The sequence below is a fragment of the Pseudomonas sp. LP_7_YM genome (assembly GCF_004364435.1).
Taxonomy (GTDB): Bacteria; Pseudomonadota; Gammaproteobacteria; order Pseudomonadales; family Pseudomonadaceae; genus Aquipseudomonas.
Genome location: NZ_SOCT01000001.1, coordinates 546776 through 567414, shown reverse-complemented (window position 1 = coordinate 567414; position 20639 = coordinate 546776). Strand labels below are relative to the sequence as shown.

Below are 20639 nucleotides of genomic sequence, written 5' to 3'. Positions count from 1 at the left end.
CGGTTCATCCCTGCACGCTGGACCAATCGACCCAACCGAAGCCCCAGGTCGCCAGAATCAGCAGCCCGAACGCAATGCGATACCAGGCGAATACGGCGTAGCTGTGGGTGGCGATGTACTTGAGCAAGGCGCGCACCGCGATCATGGCGAAGATGAACGAAGTCACGAAGCCCACCGCAAACACCGCGAAATCATCAGGCTGGAACAGGTGGCGGTACTTGTAGCCCGAGTAGAGCGAAGCCGCGATCATCGTCGGCATGGCCAAAAAGAATGAAAACTCAGTGGCAGTCTTGCGCGAAAGACCGAACAGCAGCCCTCCGATGATGGTCGAGCCGGAACGCGACGTGCCGGGAATCATCGCCAGGCACTGTGCGAAACCTACCTTGAGCGCGTCAGCCCAAGTCATTTCGTCCACGGTTTCGGCATGGACTTCGTGCTGACGACGCTCGGCCCAGAGCATGATGAAACCACCGATCACCAACGCAGCGGCGACAGTCAGGGGGTTGAACAGGTATTGATGAATCAGGTCGGAAAACATCACCCCCAGCACCACGGCCGGAAGCACTCCGATGATCAGATTACGGGTGAAGCGGCGTGCCTGCGGCTGGGTCGCAAGTCCGGTCACGACCTGAAAAATCTTCTGACGCATTTCCCACATTACCGCCAGGATGGCCCCCAACTGAATGATGATGTTGAACGCCATTGCCCGCTCACCGCCAAAGCCGATCAGGTCGGCGACAATGATCTGGTGGCCTGTGCTGGAGATCGGCAAAAACTCTGTTAACCCTTCAACGATACCCAGTGTTAACGCCTGTGCGGCGGTCCAAAGATCCATCATTCCCCCAGAGTGGAGCCTGCTCGTAGCAAAGCTCTCTTGATATGTTGAGCACTGTCCTTCGCACGATAAACGGTCCGATGTAAAAACCGCATGAACAGCCAGAACTGCGGGCTCAGGCACGCGGGCGGCGCGATGCTAACAGACCTGCATCGCGAACGCTCTAGCATGGATATTGGCGCGCAGCCTTTGACGTCTGCGAAGGGGAAAACAAGCTTTCGCCTATCAATGCCGGGCGTTAGCCGGGCTCTCAATCTGCCCGCCACAACCGCTGATAAACGGCATACAATCGCAGGCCCTTTTTTCGTCATCCCGTCACAGGAGTTTCCATGTCCGGCCTTGAGCTGTTTGCCGCTGCACTCGGTGTCGTCGCCGTCTGGCTGACAGTCAAACAAAACCCGTGGGGCTGGCCGATCGGTCTGGTAATGGTGCTGCTCTACACCTGGATCTTTTTTGACGTGAAGCTCTACTCGGACATGCTGCTGCAGGTGGTCTACGCCGTCTTGCAACTGTATGGCTGGTGGCAATGGACTCGCCGCGGTGTGGCCTTGGGCGGGCGCCAGGTGACCTCCCTTGGCGGCAGCGCCCTGCTAGTGAGCCTGGGCATTGGAGCAGTGGTGAGCCTGGCGCTCGGCGCCGCCATGGCGCATTTCACCGACGCAGCTCAGCCCTGGCTCGACGCGACGCTGACCGGTTTCAGCCTGGTCGCGCAGGTGTGGATGGCACAGAAGCGCGTGCAGTGCTGGCCCTTGTGGATCGTGCTGGACGTCATTTTTGTCGGCCTGTTCATTTATAAAGAGCTGTACCTCACCGCGGCGTTGTACGCCTTGTTCACCTTGCTCGCTGTGCAAGGGTGGCGCGACTGGCGTGCCGACCCTGCGCTGGCGCGTTGAAGCCCATGAAAGTTCTGGTATTGACCGGACCCGAGTCCAGCGGCAAGAGCTGGCTGGCCGAACACATTCAGCGGCGATTCGGTGGCGAGCTGGTCGAGGAGTACGTGCGCCAGTTCATCAATGAGCAGCAGCGGGACACCTGTTACGCCGACATCCCGCTCATTGCGCAAGGGCAGTTGAGCCGGGAAGACGTCGCCCGCGCGCGCGCCCCTGAACTGTTGATCCTTGACACGCATCTGCTGAGCAACATCCTGTGGAGTCACGCGCTGTTCGGCGACTGCCCGTCCTGGTTGGAGCAGGAGCTGCTGGTCCGACGTTACGACTTGCACCTGTTGCTATCCCCCAAAGACGTCGAGTGGGTCGGCGACGGTCAGCGCTGCCAACCGCTACTGGCCGAACGACAGGCATTCTTCGACGCCAGTAAAGGCTGGCTCGACGGCCATGCTCAGCGTTACGAAGTGTTCGAAGGAAGCTGGAGTGACCGCAAGGACCAGGCCCTGAAAGCGGTGGAGCATTTATTGACCGTAGACTGACTGCGCAGGCCACTTAGCGAATCTGATGCTTGTGCAAGAGTCGATAAAACGTCGGTCTGGAAATACCCAGTACCTTCGCTGCAACGCTGAGGTTGTCACTGTGACGAGTCAGCACGTCGCACAGCGCCTGACGCTCTGCACGGCGTTTGTACTCATCCAGTGTACCGATGCTTGAACTGATTTCTTCTTCACCCAACAACCCTAAGTCGACCGCTTCAATCTGCCGCCCTTCAGCCAGCACCTGAGCGCGACGCACACGGTTTTTCAGTTCACGGACATTGCCCGGCCAGTCATGCTTGCCCATGGCGACCAGCGCGTCCTGGCTGAAACTACGTGTACGGCCCCCGTTTTCCTGGCGGTAGAAGTGGGCAAAGTGGTTAGCGAGCAACGTCAGATCACCCTGTCGCTCGCGTAACGGCGCCGTTCCCACCTGCAGGACATTGAGTCGATAATAAAGATCTTCGCGAAAGCGTCCCCTGCGAATCGCTGCCTCAAGATCCACACGGGTCGACGCGAGAATGCGCACATCCACCACGATCCGCTGCGAACCGGTATCAACATGCCGATCCTGTAGAAAACGCAGCAGATTGGCCTGCACGTCCAGTGGCAGGTAGCTGATCTCGTCAAGAAACAGCGTACCGCCATGGGCTGCCTCCATCTGCCCCGGCTGGCGTTGCTGATTCCCCTCCAGGCTCTGTGTTTCAGAACCGAACAATTGGGCCTGTAATTGGTGCTCGGGGACAGCGCCGCAGTTGATTGACACGAACGGTTGAGCGCTGCGCCGGGAATGCTTATGCAAGGTGTGCGCCGCCATCTCTTTGCCAGTGCCGGCCTCCCCCCTGATCAGCACAGGCGATTCGGTCGGCGCCAGCTTGCTCAGCAACCGGCGCAGCTCGCGGACGGGCCTGCTCTCGCCCAGCATTTGATGCCCGGGCCCATTGCTGTATCGGGTGCCTTGTGAGCGCAGGCGTGCCACGCCGTACGCGCGCCCGATTGCAAGCTGAACCCTTGCAAGATCCATGGGCACCGCATGGAAGTCTGAAAACCATTCGCAGACGAAATCGCCGATCAGCTCACTCCGTAGGTCATCGGCGCTAAGCAGCGCAATCCACTCGGCCTGGCTGCTACTGATCAGGTCTTCGATCAGCTGAGGCTGTTCCAGATGTTGTCGCGTCAAGCGGATCACTCCAACATCGCAGAGCTGCGCGGCCGCAGACTCCAATGCACAGCTGGTTACCTCCCAGCCCACGGTTCGCAAGCCGGGGATCAGGCGCAAGCATTCATCGCAGGGTTCTACCATTAACAGACGGCGGATTGATGCCGGTTCATGCATGACAGATTCCTTCGCGCCGGGATTCAAGCACGTTTCAAAAAATAAAAACTCTCAGAAACAGAGTGTTAACGACTCTGACCTTACATTAGCAATTTTTTGACACATGCTTGGACCGTTTTACTCTATATGTAATAGCGAATAGTGCTTACGCCGGTCAGGAAGGTGTTGATGAAGGAACTGTCAGGAAAGCGCGCCAGTGGAATATCACTCGCATCCAGTTGTGAGGCCGTAAGTCTTGCGAAAGAAAACGTCGTGAAAAAATCATTAATTGGACAAAAAGTGAAAGCGGGTGTGACTTCTCCCCCGGCGCAGGTCATCAGTAGAAGTAACCAACCGCCGGGAAGCCCGCCGGCGGTCATTGAACTGATACGGGCACTTGAGGACCCTCCATGAACGCCCCTTTGCGCTTTAACGACGCCCTGCTGATTGCCGGTCACGCATTTGAACCCTTTCGATGCGTTGCCTGGGCTCCCCAAGACGGTAACGGCGAACTCAGCCTGACCGTCGTTGACCGCACCAGCACCCGTATCGGCCGCAAACAGATTCCCAGCAGCGCCTATTGCGACCCAAAACAGTTGGCGCAATTTCTCGAACAGGCTCGCGCCGAAATCAGCGGCGAAGGCTACAGTCTCGAGCCATGGACCATGCCTGCATAAGGCGGACCTGATAGCGACCGGACCGGGCTCGCCCTATTGCAAGTCATCGATGTGCTTGTACTCAGCACCCATTTGACGGGCCAATTCGAGCGCCCTGCCTAGCCGAATCGGCCCGCGCTCGATATCAATCAGCACAGCAGAGCAACCCAGGGCCTTCAAAGGCTGGACTGCCTTGACTCGACCATCGGTAAGAATCAAGACCCGCTGCACTTGCGCCGGATAGCGTTTACGCCGCATTTGCAGCCAGTCATGCGCCTGCTCGATGGCTTCGAGCATCGGAGTGCCGCCGCCTGCGCCCAACGTTTCAAGCCAGGGTTGCCACGCAGAACCGGCCTTGAGCCCATGATGCTGCCAGTTCGGGCTGCCGCCGCTGGCGGTCAGCAGCGCCAGCCGTGCTCGTTGCCGGTAAGCGTCGTCGAACAGTTGCGCCAGCAGGCCTTTGGCCAGACTCAAGGACTGGTTGCGTCGGGTAGAAGCCGAAGCGTCGACGATCACTAACCATAACGCCTGCTCGCGTCGGGTTCGTGGCTGGCGCACCAGATCCGCACGACGTTGCGGGCGACCACGCAGCAGAGTCGGCACCCAGGCGATGGCGCCGTCGATACCCGACCGAGGCGCTCCACTTTTCCCGCCGCCAAGGCTGCCCGGTCTAGGGCTGGCATCCGCCCCCGTTGACTGGCGGGGGCGGATGCCTAGGGCTTTTTTGGCCAGTGGGGCACTTCGCGACGTGCGCCGGTGGCGACTGCTGGAGCAGGCATTTCACCCCAGTTGCCTTCAGCTTGCTGCGCTGATGCACCTGGCGATGGGGGCGGACTGTCCGATGTGGAAGGTGGCTGCTGCTGCGGCTGAATACCACGACGACGGTGCCTCAACGCAAACTCGGCCACTGCGTCGATATCCTCAAGCGCAATCTCCACAGCGCCACGCCAGGCGGCATGCGCTCTCGATGCGCGCAACCAGACCAGATCAGCCCTCAGGCCGTCGACGCCTGCGCCGTAGCAGCGCTCGGTGATGATCGCAAGGCTCGTGTCATCCAGTTCAATGGTCGGTAGCCGTCCACGAGCAGCCTCACAGCGAGCCCTCAGCGCGTGCTGTTGATCAGCCCACTGCTGACAGAACGCTTCGGGTGCGCAGTCGAACGCCAGCCTGCGGCGAATGATCTGCCCACGTTGCTCAGGCAGGGTCTGCCCGCTGAGGGCGACATTGAGCCCAAAGCGGTCGAGCAGTTGCGGGCGTAGCTCGCCTTCTTCGGGATTCATGGTGCCGATCAGGACGAAGCGCGCCGGGTGGCGATGAGAGATGCCGTCGCGTTCCACTCTGTTGACCCCGCTGGCAGCCACATCCAGCAGCAGATCCACCAGATGGTCGGGCAACAGGTTGACCTCGTCGACATACAGCACCCCGCCGTCCGCATTGGCCAGTACCCCCGGTGAAAATCGTGCGCGGCCTTCGCCCAGCGCGGCGTCCAGGTCCAGCGTGCCGATCAGGCGTTCCTCGGTGGCGCCCAGTGGCAAGGTGACGAACTGCCCGCTGACCAGCAGATCCGCCAATCCCCGCGCCAGCGTCGACTTGGCCATACCGCGTGGTCCCTCGATGAGCACACCGCCGATCTTCGGATCAATGGCAGTAAGGCACAGCGCTAGCTTCAACTCATCAGCGCCGACTACTGCGGCGAGGGGAAAATGAGGGATGTCGGTCATGGGTTTGGGCTCGGATTCCGGTTATGGTCTGATTACACAGGGTTGCAGCGGTGAAATACCCCGGTGGGGACACATTCATTCGCAAAGACATCTGACAAACGACACATCTGGATCGCTGATGACTTTCGCGAATAAATCCGTTTGCCAATGGTTGAATTGCGTCAAGCTTGATCCATTCCTGGACACCAGGAAATTCATGTCTCTTCCATATCCAGCAACAGACTCTCCAATGCCTGGCGATACTCGCCCGGCTCCTCCCATAATCCGCGCTGCTGAGCTTCCAGCAGGCGTTCGGTCATGTCGCGCAGTGCATCCGGGTTGTGCTGCTGGATGAACTCGCGCGTCGAAGGATCAAGCAGATAGGCATCGGCGAGCAAGGCGTACTGGTGATTGTCTATCAGCTCGGTGGTGGCGTCGAAGGCGAACAGGAAGTCCACGGTCGCCGCCATTTCGAATGCGCCTTTGTAACCGTGTCGCTTGACCCCTTCGATCCATTTCGGATTGGCCGCGCGTGAGCGCACCACACGATTCAATTCTTCCTTGAGGCTGCGAATCTTCGGCAGGTCAGGCTGACTATGATCACCGTGATAACTCGCGATTTTCTGGCCGCTGAGGCTTTCCACGGCGGCAAGCATCCCGCCTTGAAACTGGTAATAGTCGTTGGAGTCCAGCAGGTCGTGTTCCCGATTGTCCTGATTCTGCACCACGGCTTGGACCTGCCCCAGACGCCTGGCAAAATCGTCCCGCGCTGGCGTGCCTTCATCTGCCGCACCGTAGGCGTAACCGCCCCAGTTCAGATAAACCTGGGCCAGATCGGCGCGGGTCTGCCATAAACGGCCATCGATGGCGTTCTGAACCCCGGCGCCGTAGGCCCCCGGCTTGGCACCGAAGATTCGCCAGCCTGCCTGTCTGCTCGCTTGCTCGGGACTGATACCGTCGCGCTCCAGTTGCTCGCGCTCCTGGCGTACGCGTGCTGCAAGCGGATTCATCTCGTCCGGCTCATCGAGCGCCGCCACCGCCTGTACCGCCGCATCGAACAAACGAATAAGGTTGGCGAAGGCGTCGCGAAAAAAACCTGATACCCGCAGAGTGACATCGACCCGTGGGCGGTCCAGCAGGCTCAGCGGCAGAATTTCGAAATCATCCACCCGCTGGCTACCTGTGGCCCACACCGGACGCACACCCATCAGCGCCATCGCCTGAGCGATATCATCGCCACCTGTGCGCATGGTTGCCGTGCCCCACACCGACAATCCAAGTTGACGTAAATAGTCGCCGTTGTCCTGTAAGTGCCTCTCCAGTAACAGATTTGCTGACTGGAAGCCGATACGCCACGCGGTTACGGTTGGCAGGTTGCGCACGTCGACCGAGAAGAAATTCCTCCCCGTAGGCAATACATCCAGCCGCCCGCGACTGGGCGCGCCGCTGGGCCCGGCCGGCACAAAACGTCCCTTCAGGGCATCCAGCAAACCGCGCGTTTCTGCGAGCCCGCAACGGTCCAGTCGAGGCGCGACAACCTCTTTCAACGCATTAAAAATATCGCTTAACTCGTTGTTTTCTAATTCATTATTTTTCGAGAAACCATTCAGAATTTGCTCAATCAAACGCCCTGCATAAAGCTCCAGGCGCTCGCGGGTGTCACCCACCGTACGCCAGGGTTCGATGCTGACTTCATGTAATGCTTGAGGTTTTGGCCCCGTCCACGGCTCGCCCAAGTCGCAGTCCAACGGGTCGAAGCCCAGGCCTAACGCATTACTTAGTGCGCGCACCACACTGGCATTTGCACCGCGGCCATCACCTCGCGGCACCCTTAGAATCGCCAACAACGTATCGGTGCGCAGTCGCCCGCTTGGGGATTCACCGAACACGTGCAACCCATCGCGAATCTGCGATTCCTTCAGATCACACAGGTAAGTGTCGAGCCGTGGCAACCAGATGGCGGCATCGGGGTCACTGTCCATGTCCAAGGCCAGTTCGCGGTCGATATGGGTGTCGCGAACCAGCTTGAGGATGTCCTTTTGCAGCTCACGCGCGCGGCGCGGGTCGAGCAGTTGCGCTTCGTAATACTCGTCTGCCAGCAACTCCAGATCACGCAACGGGCCGTAGGTTTCTGCCCGGGTCAGTGGCGGCATCAGGTGGTCGATGATGACCGCCTGCGTACGCCGTTTGGCCTGTGCGCCCTCACCCGGATCATTGACGATAAAAGGATAAATATTGGGCATCGCGCCGAGAATCGCATCCGGCCAGCAATGCTCTGAGAGCCCCACACCTTTGCCAGGCAGCCATTCCAGATTGCCGTGCTTGCCCACATGGATCACGGCATGGGCGCCGTAGGTTTTCCGCAGCCAGAAATAAAACGCCAGATAGCCATGGGGCGGCACCAGATCGGGGTCGTGGTAGACCGCGCTGTGGTCGACGCCGTAGCCCCTGGCCGGTTGAATACCAACGAATATCAGGCCAAAACGCAGGCCAGCGATCATCATCCGTCCGCTGCGGCACATCGGATCTTGCTGCGGCGCCCCCCAGCGCTCCATGACGGCGGCGCGGTTTGCCTCGGGAAGGGTTTGGAACATCTCCAGATAATCAGCCATGCCCATGCTCTGATGGCATGGACGCTGATCGAGACTGTCCGGGTCGTTGGTCACGCCGCCGAGCAGCGCGTGAATCAGTGCAGTGCCATTTTCCGGCAGTCCTTCAACGCGATAGCCATCATGCTGCATCGCCTGGAGTATGTTCAGTGCGGACGCCGGGGTATCCAGGCCGACGCCGTTGCCGATGCGCCCGTCACGGGTCGGATAGTTGGCCAGGATCAGTGCCACCCGCTTGTCGACGTTGGCCGTACGTGCAAGCAGTACCCAGCGCCGGGCCAGTTCGGCAACAAAACTCATGCGTTCTGGCTGGGCTCGGTAGCACACCACGTCGGACTGGCTGCGCTCGCTGTACCAGGCCAGGTCCTTGAAACTGATGGGCCGGCTGATGATGCGCCCGTCCAGTTCAGGCAGGGCGATGTGCATAGCCAGATCGCGAGACCCAAGGCCTTGCTCGCTGGCTTGCCAGGCCAGTTCGTTATCCTGAGCGCAGATCGCTTGAATGACCGCAATATTGCGACGAAATGGCCGCAGGTGCGGAGCCTCTGGACTGGATTGGGCAAACCCGGTGGTATTGAGGATGACCTCGCACGCAGTCTCGTCCAGCCAGTCCTGTACGGCGTCGAGGCAAGCGGGCTCTTTAAGGCTGGCTACCGCGATGGGCAGCGGATTCAAGCCCTGCCCCAACAGCCGTTCGCAGAACACATCGATAAAACCCGTATTGGCGGCCTGCAGGTGTGAGCGGTAGAACAGCACTGCGGCCACAGGGTGATCGGCGCGCCAGTCCGCCTGCCAGTCGCCAAGCTGCGCACTGGCCTTGCGCGGGTGGTAAATCGCCACGCGGGGCAATACCTGTGGTTCCTGCCACGGATAATCCCGGTCCGCCCAGCGATTGGCCAGGTAATAGAACAGCTGTAACGCGTTTTGTTTGCCGCCCTGGCGCAGGTAATGCCAGATCCGCTCACGGTCTGGCACAGGTTCGGTACTCAGGCCACTGAGCTCCGGGTCCGGGCGATCATCACCCGGCACCAGAATCAGCTTCACTCCCTTGGCGGCCAGTTCCACCAGCCGCTCGACACCGTAACGCCAGTAACCGATGCCACCGTGCAGCGAGATCAGGATGACCTTGGCGTGACGCAGCACCTGGTCGACGTAGAGATCGACCGAGGCATGGTTCTGAACCTGCATGGGGTTGGCCAGACGCAGGCTGGGATAGTCGGCGGGCAATTGCTGCGCGGTTTCGGCGAGCAACGCCAGATGGGAATCGCCGCTGCACAGAATCACCAGCTCGGCGGGGGTCTGGCCCAGGTCCGCGATGTTGTCATCCGGGACGAAGCCGCCAGGCTGGGTGCGCAGCAGGTGCATGACTAGGCCTTGGTCGCGACGGCGTTGAGCGCCACGCGCAACTGGGCTTCGAGCGCCGTGGCGTCCAGCTCCTGGCCGATCAGCACCAGATGCGTCAGGCGCTCCTCACCGGCTTTCCAGACACGGTCGAAATGCTTGTCGAAACGAGTACCGACCCCTTGTACCAGCAAGCGCATCGGCTTGCCCGGGATGGCTGCGAAGCCTTTGACCCGCAGGATGCCGTGCTGCATGACCGCCTGGGTCAAGGCATCGAGCAGCAACGCTTCGTCGGCTTGAGGCAGCGAAATGGAGATCGAATCGAAAGCATCGTGATCATGATCGTCGTGGTCATCGCCGTCGTGATGGTCGTGGTGAGTCTTGCGACCGTCGATGTGCAGCTCGGATTCGGCCCCCAGGCCCAACAGCACGCTGATCGGCAGCTGCCCCTTGCTGGCTTCGATGACTTTCACTGCAGGCGGCAGTTCTTCGGCGACTTCGGCCCGCACAGCAGCGAGCGCGGCGGCGTCGAGCATGTCGGCCTTGTTGAGGATGACCAGGTCGGCGCTGGCCAATTGGTCGGCGAACAGCTCGTGCAGCGGCGATTCATGATCCAGATTCGGATCGAGTTTGCGCTGGGCATCGACCTGATCCGGGAACGCGGCAAAGGTGCCCGCGACTACGGCCGGGCTGTCGACCACGGTGATCACTGCGTCAACCGTGCAGGCGTTACGGATTTCCGGCCACTGGAAGGCTTGCACCAAAGGTTTTGGCAGCGCCAGACCCGAGGTCTCGATAAGGATGTGGTCCAGATCGCCGCGACGAGCGACCAGTTTCTGCATTACCGGAAAGAACTCTTCCTGGACGGTGCAGCACAGACAGCCGTTGGCCAGCTCGTAGACCCGGCCAGTGGCCTCCTCTTCGGTGCAGCCGATGGTGCACTGTTTGAGAATTTCTCCGTCGATGCCCAGCTCGCCGAACTCGTTGACGATGACCGCGATCCGACGCCCTTCGGCGTTATCGAGCATGTGACGCAGCAGCGTGGTTTTACCCGAGCCAAGGAAGCCGGTGACGATGGTGACAGGAATTTTGGCCAGTGTTTTCATGGTTGCGATTGCCCTCAGGCGCAGCGGCGGGCAAATGAGGACGAGAACCGCGTAAGCGCCCGTGTCGACAGGCTCGCGGTTCGATTCGCCACCGGATCACCCCGCCCGGTTGTAATGAGAATTCTTCGGGCCGCATAAATCAGGCCGATGTTCGAGGCAGGTCTCCTGGCTCACGGTGGCGGACTTGCCTGCATTGATGGCAGACCAAGCGCATTCATCGCGCCTTCCCGCTCGCGCAGTGGCTGTGCAATGAACATGACCGATTACAGTTGCGGGGGCAGCTGTGGCTTCAACCACATTCCCTTCTTAGCGCCGGGCCGGACGACAACCGGATTGGCGAACCTCAAGTGCGCAAGGCTACGCAGTGGCTTGGCCAAGGTCAACGAGCAAACCGGAGTGCGCCGAATCTGTGAGGGCAAGCTTGCTCGCGAAAAGGGCCGGACCACCTCATGCATTTCCAGCGCCTGCCCAAGGCATTGGTGAGCACGCTCACGCCTGCAGCGCAGCCAATGTGGATTGCAAAGGGCGCGACGTTGACTGCCGCCCTGCTCCGTGGTCTCCTACACGCCTTGTTACGGGTGCCCTTCACAGGGTGAAACGGGAAACCGGTGCGTTCAGACTCCGATGTCTGTGCAAGTCCGGCGCTGCCCCCGCAACGGTAAGCGAGTGAAGAGTCAGATCCACTGTGTCGGTCAACGATATGGGAAGGTGATTCTTGAAGGCAGGTGCAATGCCCCTCGCAAGCCCGGAGACCGGCCCGACAATCACACATAACAAACCCGCGGTGGGCGGGCGCTGTTGAGTTCGCGACTGGCATCCGTCAGTGGCTCGCTTTGCGCCTTCCCTTCGCCGACAGTCAAGAGGGAAGCGTCATGTCGATCAACACCACCAGCCAGAGCACCCGTAACGTCAGCATCCTGAGCCAACGCCTCACTGCCGCCATCAGCGCGATGATTCTTGGCGCCTGCCTGGTCTACTTTGCAGGCTTCTCGCACATCGACGCCGTTCACAATGCAGCGCATGACACCCGTCACAGCTCCGCCTTCCCTTGCCACTGAGACCGCCATCATGTTCAAGCGCATCGCTCAAACGGCCGGGTTCACCGGATTGCTCGCCGCATTGCTGTTGACCCTGCTGCAGAGTTTCTGGGTGGCCCCGCTGATCCTGCAGGCTGAAACCTACGAGAAGGCTCCCACTGCCGACATGCACTCGCACGCCGATGGCGCCATGGCCGGGCATGTTCATGATGAAGAGGCCTGGGAGCCTGAAGACGGCTGGCAGCGCGTGCTGTCGACCACCGGCGGCAATCTGGTGGTCGCAGTGGGTTTTGCCCTGATGTTGGCGGCGTTGTACACCCTCCGCGCACCGTCCAGCACCCGACAGGGCGCGCTCTGGGGGCTGGCCGGATTTGCGGTGTTCGTGCTCGCGCCGACCTTGGGCCTGCCACCAGAATTACCGGGTACGGCAGCCGCCGAGCTGACCCAACGGCAGATCTGGTGGGTTAGCGCAGCGGCCTCGGCCGCAGCGGGTCTGGCGCTGATCGTTTTCGCCCATAACGGGCTGTTGAAAGTATTGGGCGCGGCGATTCTGGTGGTCCCCCATGTGCTGGGCGCGCCGCAGCCGCAAGTCCATTCAGCGCTGGCGCCTGAGGCACTGCAAGCGCAGTTCAGGATTGCATCGTTGCTGACCAACGCAGTGTTCTGGCTGGCCATGGGCCTGATCAGTGCCTGGCTGTTTCGCCGTCATGAGCCGCAATCGGCTCAATCCGGTCTGAATTCGGCTCTGTGAACAGAGCGGGCGGTCGATCGATTCTGGTAGTCGGCCTGGGGTGCCAGCGCGGCTGCCCTGCGCTGGTGCTGCAGGGTTTGATCGAGGTCAGCCTGCTCGAACATCACTTCAAGCTTGCCGATATCACCGCCCTCGCCTCCATCGATACCAAGTCGTCGGAAGCGGGGCTGCTGGAACTCGCTGAGGACCTGGGTCTGCCGCTCGGTTTCTTCAGCGCCGACGAACTGGCGGCGTTCGAACCGCAGCTCAGTCACCGTTCACAGATTGCCTTTGACAGCACCGGTTGTCATGGCGTGGCGGAGAGCGCTGCGCTGGCGATGGCGATGCGTTTGGGCCGGTCCTCAGCCAGGCTGGTGATCGAACGGCGCAACAGTTCGCGGGCTACATTCGCCCTGGCAGGTGCCCTGTAACAGGTACTCTTATTGAAAACGACGCCATTGGCGGACTGGGGCGTGAAGCCCTCGCTGCCACAGGTCGTCATCCGCATGAATTTACCGCTCCCCTATTACCCGGAGAGACCATGACCGTCTTTTTCATCGGCGCAGGACCAGGCGATCCGGATCTGATCACGGTCAAGGGCCAGCGTCTGATCCAGACCTGTCCGGTCATTATCTACGCCGGATCGCTGGTCCCTGAGGCGGTCCTGCACGGCCATCAAGCCGTTCAAGTGACCAACAGCGCCGAGTTGCACCTCGAACAGATCATCGCCTTGATGAAATCCGCTCATGCACAGGGCCAGGATGTGGCGCGCGTGCACTCCGGCGACCCCAGTCTGTACGGCGCCATTGGCGAGCAGATTCGCTGCCTGCGTGAGCTGGATATCCCTTTCGAAATCATCCCCGGTGTCACCGCCACCGCTGCCTGTGCGGCACTGCTGGGCACCGAGCTGACACTCCCCGATATATCGCAAAGCGTGATCCTGACCCGCTACGCTGACAAAACGACAATGCCTGTAGGTGAAGAGCTGGGTGAACTGGCGCGACACAGGGCAACCATGGCGATTCACCTGGGAGTCAACAACCTCGGCAAAATCGTTGCCGAGCTGACCCCGCACTACGGCGAAGACTGCCCCATCGCCGTGGTTCATCGTGCCAGTTGGCCGGATCAGGACTGGGTGGTCGGGACGCTCACAGACATTGAAGAAAAGGTCGCGGCCAAAGGGTTTCGGCGCACTGCGCTGATCTTGGTGGGACGGGTGCTGGGCAGTGATGTGTTCAGTGACTCATCGCTGTATCGCGCGGGGCATGCGCATGTGTTCAGGCCATAGCGCCCGACGTTCTGCCCACGCTGCTCGCTCGTTATCCTGATTTTGGTCTTCTGAGGAGACAGTCCAGACACCACCGGACGCGACTTGGGTGCAGGCCGAACGCAGGCGGCGCTCCGTGGGCCGCCATCGCCGAAGAACCGGATAGGCCCCAACCCAACGACCCACAAAAAACGGCTCTTAACGTTCCTAACCTGCGCCAGCAATACCCCCCAACAAGAAAGCCCCGATCAAATCGGGGCTTTCTCGCAACGCTCACCACTGTCAGTAGTAAGCGTTCTCTTTCTGCGTATGGTCAGTTACATCACGCACGCCCGCCAACTCGGGAATACGCTCAAGCAACGTGCGCTCGATACCCTCTTTAAGCGTGACGTCGGCTTGACCGCAGCCTTGGCAACCACCGCCAAACTGCAGCACAGCAATATTGGCCTCATCTTCCTCGACCACATCGATCAAGGTGACCTGCCCGCCGTGACTGGCAAGACCCGGGTTGATCTCGGTCTGCAGGTAGTAGTTGATTCGCTCGTTGATCGGGCTGTCGGCATTGACCATCGGCACCTTGGCATTCGGGGCCTTGATCGTCAGCTGCCCACCCATACGGTCTGTGGCGTAGTCAACCACTGCGTCGTCAAGGAAAGCTTCGCTGAACGAATCGATCCACGCCGTGAAGCTTTTAAGTCCGATGGCTTTGTCTTCAGGCTTTTCTTCGCCCGGCTTGCAGTAGGCAATGCAGGTCTCGGCGTATTGGGTGCCGGGCTGGGTAATAAACACGCGGATGCCGATGCCAGGCGTATTCTGCTTTTGCAGCAGATCGGCCAGATAATCGTGGGCGGCATCGGTAATAGTAATAGCGGTCATGAACATTCCTCGCAGACGTGGGCGCAGTTTACGCCATTGTTCAGCAACTGACAAAGTCCCAGTATTTCACTCGGGTACTCACTGACAAGGGATGAGCCCTGCTCAGGAAATCGCTGCCGGCTCCTTGCCCACCCTTCTGCCATCCAGCCAGCCTTTCATACGACGATACAGGCCCTTCTCGATCCACTCGTAACTCAGCCATGCGCCCAGCGCGATGACCGGCACGCATATGGCAAATGCCATGTACGGATTCAGGCCGTAACGCTCCGTGGCCAGCCAGCCACCGTACAACACCAGAACATGCAGCAGGTACACCGAATACGAACAGTCGCCCATGGTTTTCAAGAACCGGCTGCCACGCAGGTAAGGTTCCAGGGAGATGCACGCCACAACGATAACGGCACTCGGCAGCCCCCAATGGATGAAGCGCATGTCAGGCTGCAATTGCTTGATCACCATTAACGCCCCGCCGATGGCCATCAGCGGCAGCCAAAGTCGTTCGGCAATCCAGCCTCGGCGGTAGATAATGCCAATCCCGATGCCCAGTAGAAATTCGTACACGATGTCATTGCCGTAGAAACGACTGATCAATCCCGAACGTCCCAGCACATCGGTAAAGGCGAACAGTGCGGCAGCGATGATCAGCGGGCGCAGGCGTTGCTGGAACACAAACACCATCGAGAACAGTACGTAAAACAGCATCTCGTAATTGAGCGTCCAGCCCACGTTCAAGGTGGGGTAAAGACCGTAGCCGCCGGGGTTTTCAGAGGGGATGAAGATCAGCGACAGCATGAAGCTCTGCCAGTCCACAACCTGGTGAGGCAATAAAGGATGCGCAACCAGGACCAACAGACCCATGACCACGGTGTAAAGCCAGTACGCCGGGACAATGCGGATAATTCGATTGAGCATGAAGTGGCTGGCGGGAATGTCCTTGTTTACCGTCGACAGATAAATGACCAGGCCACTGATGACGAAAAAGATATCGACGCCGACGGCGCCTTTTTCGGTGAAGAACCGGCCTATCGGGCCACTGGGATGGAAATCGAAAAAAATCTGCATGAAGTGGTGACACACAACGACCCACGCGGCGAGAGCCCGCAGGGCTTGAACCGAAATCAACATCTGCAACCTCTTCCTCACATCGGAATGACCCACAATTCAGGACCTGGAAACGGCCATGCATGCAGGACGACTCACGAATCGGACTGGGGTTTGCGCAAAAAGTTTGCCTAGGCTGACAAACCAAATAATGGCCTCAGGCCATGCTTTATAAGGCCTTTTTGGTTTCGCCCAGCGTGACCGGGGATGCGCCGGAAGTTGCAGATGATGCAATTAATTACAGAGCTGGATTGCCGGAATCAGTACTAGGGTTCTTAGCAGGGTTCTTAGACTGACGCGCCGCGTTCGCCAGCAAGCCGGTTCCTGTAAGACATGATGACCTCCGGCAATTTTGCGTTAGGCACCAGCGGCGCACTGTGACCGAGCGCCAGCATCTTGGTCATCAACGCGGCCTGAGTGCTTTGTCCGTTCAGCACCGGTAGAAGCCCTTCTGGCGCCAGGCTTCAGGCCCCTGGGCGTCGTAGAAAATCCGCGTCGGCGCGATCGCCACACTGCGATCTCCCTGATAGACCGGCACTTTGGACGCACCGCGCAATACCCCTTCTGCACTGCCCAGGTTCAACTGGCAGGCGGCATCGTTACAGGCATGGCAGGCAACACACTTCGCGGTGAAGATCGGCTGGATGTCGCGGCTATAGGAAATGGCAGGAGGCGGGGACGGCGGCTGTGCGCGAACGCTGCACCGCAAAGCAGAAATGCCACGGCAGTGGCGAACAAGCGATGCAACATGGAACGAGCGTCCTGAAAATAAAAAACCTGCCAATCTACCCGTGGCAAGCGACCACCAAGATGAACAGAATTCATTCAAATCCCGCCACGATTTAAAACCGCGCAGGTTTGCTATCATTTCGCACCTTTGAGCGTCACTATTTTCCGTTTTTCTTCATCCAGGTAAGCCAATGTCTGATCGCAACGCGCGTCTTCAAGCACTTCATCAAGCTCTCAAGGAACGCATCCTGATTCTCGATGGCGGCATGGGCACCATGATCCAGAGCTACCGGCTGGAAGAAGAAGACTACCGTGGCAAGCGTTTTACCGACTGGCCCAGCGACGTCAAAGGTAACAACGACCTTCTGGTGCTGACCCGCCCCGACGTCATCGGGGCGATCGAGAAAGAGTACCTGGATGCAGGTGCCGACATTCTGGAGACCAACACCTTCAACGCCACTCAGGTGTCCCAGGCCGACTACGGCATGGAAACCCTGGTGTATGAACTTAACGTGGAAGGCGCGCGCCTGGCGCGTAAGGTCGCCGACGCCAAGACCCTGGAAACCCCCGACAGACCGCGATTCGTCGCGGGCGTACTCGGTCCGACCAGCCGCACCTGCTCGCTGTCGCCAGACGTCAACAACCCCGGCTATCGCAATGTCACCTTCGACGAACTGGTGGAGAACTACACCGAGGCCACCAAGGGCCTGATCGAAGGCGGTGCGGACCTGATCCTCATCGAAACCATTTTCGACACCTTGAATGCCAAGGCGGCGATCTTCGCCGTGCAGGGTGTTTTCGATGACATCGGCTACGAATTGCCGATCATGATTTCCGGCACCATCACCGATGCCTCCGGCCGTACGCTGTCGGGCCAGACCACTGAAGCGTTCTGGAACTCGGTGCGTCATGCCAAACCGATCTCGGTAGGTCTGAACTGCGCATTGGGCGCCAGCGACCTGCGGCCTTATCTGGAAGAACTGTCGAACAAGGCCGAGACCCAGGTTTCGGCGCACCCCAATGCCGGTCTGCCCAACGAGTTCGGCGAGTACGACGAGTCACCCGCCGAGATGGCCAAGGTTGTCGAAGAGTTCGCCCAAAGCGGCTTTTTGAATATTGTCGGCGGCTGCTGCGGCACGACCCCCGCCCATATCAAAGCCATCGCCGAGGCCGTCGCCAAGTACGCGCCTCGGGCAGTCCCAGACATTCCCAAGGCCTGCCGCCTGTCGGGGCTGGAGCCATTTACCATTGATCGCCAGTCGTTGTTCGTCAACGTCGGCGAACGCACCAACATCACCGGTTCCGCCCGCTTCGCCCGCTTGATCCGTGAAGATAACTACACCGAGGCCCTGGAAGTCGCCCTGCAACAGGTCGAAGCCGGCGCCCAGGTGATCGACATCAACATGGACGAAGGCATGCTGGACTCGAAGAAGGCCATGGTCACCTTCCTCAACCTGATCGCTGGAGAACCGGACATCTCCCGCGTGCCGATCATGATCGACTCCTCGAAATGGGAAGTAATCGAAGCCGGCCTCAAGTGCATCCAGGGCAAGGGCATCGTCAACTCGATCAGCATGAAGGAAGGCGTCGAGCAGTTCATTTATCACGCAAAACTGTGCAAACGCTATGGCGCTGCCGTAGTGGTCATGGCCTTCGATGAAGCCGGTCAGGCCGACACCGAGGCGCGCAAGAAGGAAATCTGCAAACGCTCCTACGACATTTTGGTCAACGAAGTCGGCTTCCCGCCGGAAGACATCATCTTCGACCCGAACATCTTTGCTGTCGCCACCGGCATCGAAGAACACAACAACTACGCGGTCGACTTCATCAACGCCTGCGCCTACATCCGTGACGAGCTGCCTTACGCCCTGACCTCGGGCGGCGTGTCCAACGTGTCGTTCTCGTTCCGCGGCAACAACCCGGTGCGCGAGGCGATCCATTCGGTGTTCCTGCTGTACGCGATCCGCAACGGCCTGACCATGGGCATCGTCAACGCCGGCCAGCTGGAAATCTACGACCAGATCCCGGCCGAGCTGCGTGATGCGGTCGAAGACGTGGTGCTCAACCGTAATGCCAATGGGACCGATGCCCTGCTGGCGATTGCCGACAAATTCAAGGGCGATGGCTCGGTCAAGGAAGCCGAAACCGAAGAGTGGCGCAGTTGGGAAGTCAACGAACGCCTCAAGCACGCGCTGGTCAAGGGCATTACCACGCACATCGTCGAAGACACCGAGCTGTCGCGGCAGTCGTTTGCGCGGCCTATCGAAGTGATCGAAGGCCCGCTGATGGCCGGGATGAACGTGGTGGGCGACCTATTTGGCTCGGGCAAGATGTTCTTGCCGCAGGTGGTCAAATCCGCCCGCGTGATGAAGCAGGCCGTGGCCCACTTGATCCCGTTCATCGAAGAAGAGAAAGGCGACAAGCCGGAGGCCAAGGGCAAGATCCTCATGGCCACGGTCAAGGGCGATGTGCACGACATCGGCAAAAACATCGTCGGTGTGGTGCTGGGCTGTAACGGCTACGACATCGTCGATTTGGGGGTGATGGTGCCCGCCGAGAAGATCCTGCAAGTGGCTAAAGAGCAGAAGTGCGACATCATCGGTCTGTCCGGCCTGATTACGCCGTCGCTGGACGAGATGGTGCATGTGGCTCGGGAAATGCAGCGGCAGAATTTCAGCCTGCCGCTGATGATCGGCGGCGCGACCACCTCCAAAGCCCACACGGCGGTGAAGATCGAACCGAAGTACAGCAATGACGCAGTCATCTACGTCACCGACGCCTCGCGCGCCGTAGGAGTTGCCACGCAATTGCTGTCCAAGGAGCTCAAAGCCGGTTTTATCGAGAAAACCCGCGCCGAGTACGTTGAAGTGCGTGAGCGCACCTCAGCCCGCAGTGCCCGCACCGAACGTCTGAGCTACAGCGTGGCCATCGCCAAGAAGCCACAGTTCGACTGGGCGAATTATGCGCCAGCGAAGCCTAGCTTCACGGGGGTCAAGGTGTTGGAAGACATCGACCTTAACGTGCTGGTGGACTACATCGACTGGACGCCGTTCTTCATTTCCTGGGACCTGGCGGGCAAGTACCCGCGCATTCTTACTGATGAGGTGGTGGGTGAAGCGGCCACTTCGCTGTTTCACGACGCTCAGGAGCTTCTGCGCAAGCTGATCGACGAAAAGCTGATCCGCAGCCGTGCTGTTTTCGGCTTCTGGCCGGCCAATCAGGTTGACCATGATGACATTCAGTTGTTTGACGACAACGCCCAGCCTTTGGCCAAGCTGCATCACCTGCGCCAACAGATCATCAAGACCGACGGCAAACCGAATTTTTCGCTGGCCGACTTCGTCGCGCCCAAAGACAGCGGCGTGACGGATTACGTCGGTGGATTCATCACCACGGCGGGCATCGGCGCCGAGGAAGTGTCCAAGGCTTATCAGGACAAAGGGGATGATTACAACGCGATCATGGTCAAAGCGCTGGCCGACCGATTGGCCGAAGCCTGCGCTGAATGGCTGCACCAGCAAGTGCGCAAAGATTACTGGGGCTATGCCACCGACGAGCAATTGAACAACGAAGACCTGATCAAGGAGAAATACGTCGGCATCCGTCCCGCTCCGGGCTACCCGGCGTGCCCGGATCACACCGAAAAAGGTGTGCTGTTCGATCTGCTCGACCCGGCGCACGGCGAGGGCAAACCCGGCGTTAGCGGCGTGTTCCTCACTGAGCACTACGCCATGTTCCCGGCGGCGGCAGTCAGCGGCTGGTATTTCGCCCACCCGCAGGCGCAGTATTTTGCCGTGGGCAAGGTCGACAAGGATCAGGTCGAAAGCTACAACCGCCGCAAAGGTCAGGAAATGCGCGTGACCGAACGTTGGCTCGCGCCAAACCTTGGGTACGACGAGTAAGCCGCTGGTGAC

16 protein-coding genes, 1 pseudogene and 2 riboswitches are annotated in these 20639 nt (G+C 59.7%); of the genes and pseudogenes, 8 read left to right on the top strand and 9 right to left on the bottom strand.

What is annotated here, in order from left to right; genetic code table 11:
- Positions 1–4: 4 nt before the first annotated feature.
- On the bottom strand, positions 5–835 hold the full coding sequence (locus tag EC915_RS02625) for an undecaprenyl-diphosphate phosphatase (protein WP_133748961.1): 831 nt from the start codon (positions 833–835) through the stop codon (positions 5–7).
- Between the two features lie 329 nt (positions 836–1164).
- On the opposite strand from EC915_RS02625, the gene pnuC reads away from it, so the two are divergent.
- A complete protein-coding gene (pnuC, locus tag EC915_RS02620) occupies positions 1165–1728 on the top strand; it encodes a nicotinamide riboside transporter PnuC (RefSeq protein ID WP_133748960.1) in 564 nt (187 codons plus the stop codon).
- Between the two features lie 5 nt (positions 1729–1733).
- Positions 1734–2261 (top strand): AAA family ATPase, encoded by a 528-nt coding sequence (locus tag EC915_RS02615; RefSeq protein WP_133748959.1) that lies wholly within the window; start codon positions 1734–1736, stop codon positions 2259–2261.
- A 13-nt stretch (positions 2262–2274) separates the two neighbouring features.
- Here the strand turns inward: EC915_RS02615 and EC915_RS02610 are convergent, their stop codons facing one another.
- On the bottom strand, positions 2275–3594 hold the full coding sequence (locus EC915_RS02610) for a sigma-54 dependent transcriptional regulator (RefSeq protein ID WP_133748958.1): 1320 nt from the start codon (positions 3592–3594) through the stop codon (positions 2275–2277).
- A 389-nt stretch (positions 3595–3983) separates the two neighbouring features.
- On the opposite strand from EC915_RS02610, the gene EC915_RS02605 reads away from it, so the two are divergent.
- Complete coding sequence (locus tag EC915_RS02605; protein ID WP_133748957.1) at positions 3984–4250, top strand: hypothetical protein; 267 nt, start codon at positions 3984–3986, stop codon at positions 4248–4250.
- Between the two features lie 33 nt (positions 4251–4283).
- Here the strand turns inward: EC915_RS02605 and EC915_RS02600 are convergent, their stop codons facing one another.
- The 4 genes from EC915_RS02600 to cobW form a co-directional block, all read right to left on the bottom strand.
- Positions 4284–4940, bottom strand: coding sequence for a VWA domain-containing protein (locus tag EC915_RS02600; RefSeq protein WP_166650918.1), 657 nt, complete (start codon positions 4938–4940; stop codon positions 4284–4286).
- Between the two features lie 2 nt (positions 4941–4942).
- A complete protein-coding gene (locus EC915_RS02595; RefSeq protein WP_133748955.1) occupies positions 4943–5950 on the bottom strand; it encodes an ATP-binding protein in 1008 nt (335 codons plus the stop codon).
- 194 nt (positions 5951–6144) lie between these two features.
- On the bottom strand, positions 6145–9903 hold the full coding sequence (cobN, locus tag EC915_RS02590) for a cobaltochelatase subunit CobN (RefSeq protein WP_133748954.1): 3759 nt from the start codon (positions 9901–9903) through the stop codon (positions 6145–6147).
- 2 nt (positions 9904–9905) lie between these two features.
- Positions 9906–10985 (bottom strand): cobalamin biosynthesis protein CobW, encoded by a 1080-nt coding sequence (gene cobW / locus EC915_RS02585; RefSeq protein WP_133748953.1) that lies wholly within the window; start codon positions 10983–10985, stop codon positions 9906–9908.
- 137 nt (positions 10986–11122) lie between these two features.
- Positions 11123–11346: riboswitch (cobalamin riboswitch) on the bottom strand.
- A 198-nt stretch (positions 11347–11544) separates the two neighbouring features.
- Positions 11545–11761, top strand: a riboswitch (cobalamin riboswitch).
- A 96-nt stretch (positions 11762–11857) separates the two neighbouring features.
- Here cobW and EC915_RS02580 point away from each other — a divergent pair.
- The 4 genes from EC915_RS02580 to cobM all read left to right on the top strand — a co-directional run bounded on the left by EC915_RS02580 (position 11858) and on the right by cobM (position 14040).
- Positions 11858–12043, top strand: coding sequence for a CbtB domain-containing protein (locus EC915_RS02580; RefSeq protein ID WP_133748952.1), 186 nt, complete (start codon positions 11858–11860; stop codon positions 12041–12043).
- Positions 12044–12053: 10 nt separating this feature from the next.
- Positions 12054–12773, top strand: coding sequence for a CbtA family protein (locus tag EC915_RS02575; protein WP_133748951.1), 720 nt, complete (start codon positions 12054–12056; stop codon positions 12771–12773).
- Positions 12770–13183: a cobalamin biosynthesis protein gene (locus EC915_RS02570; protein ID WP_133748950.1), complete on the top strand. Its 414-nt coding sequence runs from the start codon at positions 12770–12772 to the stop codon at positions 13181–13183. Before EC915_RS02575 ends, EC915_RS02570 begins: the two co-directional genes overlap by 4 nt.
- Before the next feature lie 110 nt (positions 13184–13293).
- Positions 13294–14040: a precorrin-4 C(11)-methyltransferase gene (gene cobM, locus EC915_RS02565; RefSeq protein WP_133748949.1), complete on the top strand. Its 747-nt coding sequence runs from the start codon at positions 13294–13296 to the stop codon at positions 14038–14040.
- Positions 14041–14301: 261 nt separating this feature from the next.
- Here cobM and nfuA read toward each other — a convergent pair whose 3' ends face one another.
- The 3 genes and pseudogenes from nfuA to EC915_RS02550 form a co-directional block, all read right to left on the bottom strand.
- Positions 14302–14895, bottom strand: a complete 594-nt coding sequence (gene nfuA / locus EC915_RS02560; RefSeq protein ID WP_110949778.1) for a Fe-S biogenesis protein NfuA — start codon at positions 14893–14895, stop codon at positions 14302–14304.
- 102 nt (positions 14896–14997) lie between these two features.
- Positions 14998–16020: an acyltransferase gene (locus tag EC915_RS02555; protein WP_133748948.1), complete on the bottom strand. Its 1023-nt coding sequence runs from the start codon at positions 16018–16020 to the stop codon at positions 14998–15000.
- A 293-nt stretch (positions 16021–16313) separates the two neighbouring features.
- Positions 16314–16746, bottom strand: a pseudogene (locus EC915_RS02550) (fatty acid cis/trans isomerase); the annotation flags it as partial.
- A 170-nt stretch (positions 16747–16916) separates the two neighbouring features.
- On the opposite strand from EC915_RS02550, the gene metH reads away from it, so the two are divergent.
- Entirely contained in the window at positions 16917–20627 is a 3711-nt protein-coding gene (gene metH, locus EC915_RS02545; RefSeq protein WP_133748947.1) for a methionine synthase, read from the top strand.
- Positions 20628–20639: the final 12 nt, after the last annotated feature.

What these genes read in the sequence shown, in the direction of transcription:
- cobM (WP_133748949.1), top strand. Translation starts at nt 13,294, where the DNA reads ATGACCGTCTTTTTCATCGGCGCAGGACCAGGCGATCCGGATCTGATC.
- EC915_RS02580 (WP_133748952.1), top strand. Translation starts at nt 11,858, where the DNA reads ATGTCGATCAACACCACCAGCCAGAGCACCCGTAACGTCAGCATCCTG.
- EC915_RS02595 (WP_133748955.1), bottom strand. Translation starts at nt 5,950, where the DNA reads ATGACCGACATCCCTCATTTTCCCCTCGCCGCAGTAGTCGGCGCTGAT.
- EC915_RS02615 (WP_133748959.1), top strand. Translation starts at nt 1,734, where the DNA reads ATGAAAGTTCTGGTATTGACCGGACCCGAGTCCAGCGGCAAGAGCTGG.
- nfuA (WP_110949778.1), bottom strand. Translation starts at nt 14,895, where the DNA reads ATGACCGCTATTACTATTACCGATGCCGCCCACGATTATCTGGCCGAT.
- cobN (WP_133748954.1), bottom strand. Translation starts at nt 9,903, where the DNA reads ATGCACCTGCTGCGCACCCAGCCTGGCGGCTTCGTCCCGGATGACAAC.
- EC915_RS02555 (WP_133748948.1), bottom strand. Translation starts at nt 16,020, where the DNA reads ATGTTGATTTCGGTTCAAGCCCTGCGGGCTCTCGCCGCGTGGGTCGTT.
- pnuC (WP_133748960.1), top strand. Translation starts at nt 1,165, where the DNA reads ATGTCCGGCCTTGAGCTGTTTGCCGCTGCACTCGGTGTCGTCGCCGTC.
- EC915_RS02610 (WP_133748958.1), bottom strand. Translation starts at nt 3,594, where the DNA reads ATGCATGAACCGGCATCAATCCGCCGTCTGTTAATGGTAGAACCCTGC.
- metH (WP_133748947.1), top strand. Translation starts at nt 16,917, where the DNA reads ATGTCTGATCGCAACGCGCGTCTTCAAGCACTTCATCAAGCTCTCAAG.
- EC915_RS02575 (WP_133748951.1), top strand. Translation starts at nt 12,054, where the DNA reads ATGTTCAAGCGCATCGCTCAAACGGCCGGGTTCACCGGATTGCTCGCC.
- cobW (WP_133748953.1), bottom strand. Translation starts at nt 10,985, where the DNA reads ATGAAAACACTGGCCAAAATTCCTGTCACCATCGTCACCGGCTTCCTT.
- EC915_RS02625 (WP_133748961.1), bottom strand. Translation starts at nt 835, where the DNA reads ATGGATCTTTGGACCGCCGCACAGGCGTTAACACTGGGTATCGTTGAA.
- EC915_RS02605 (WP_133748957.1), top strand. Translation starts at nt 3,984, where the DNA reads ATGAACGCCCCTTTGCGCTTTAACGACGCCCTGCTGATTGCCGGTCAC.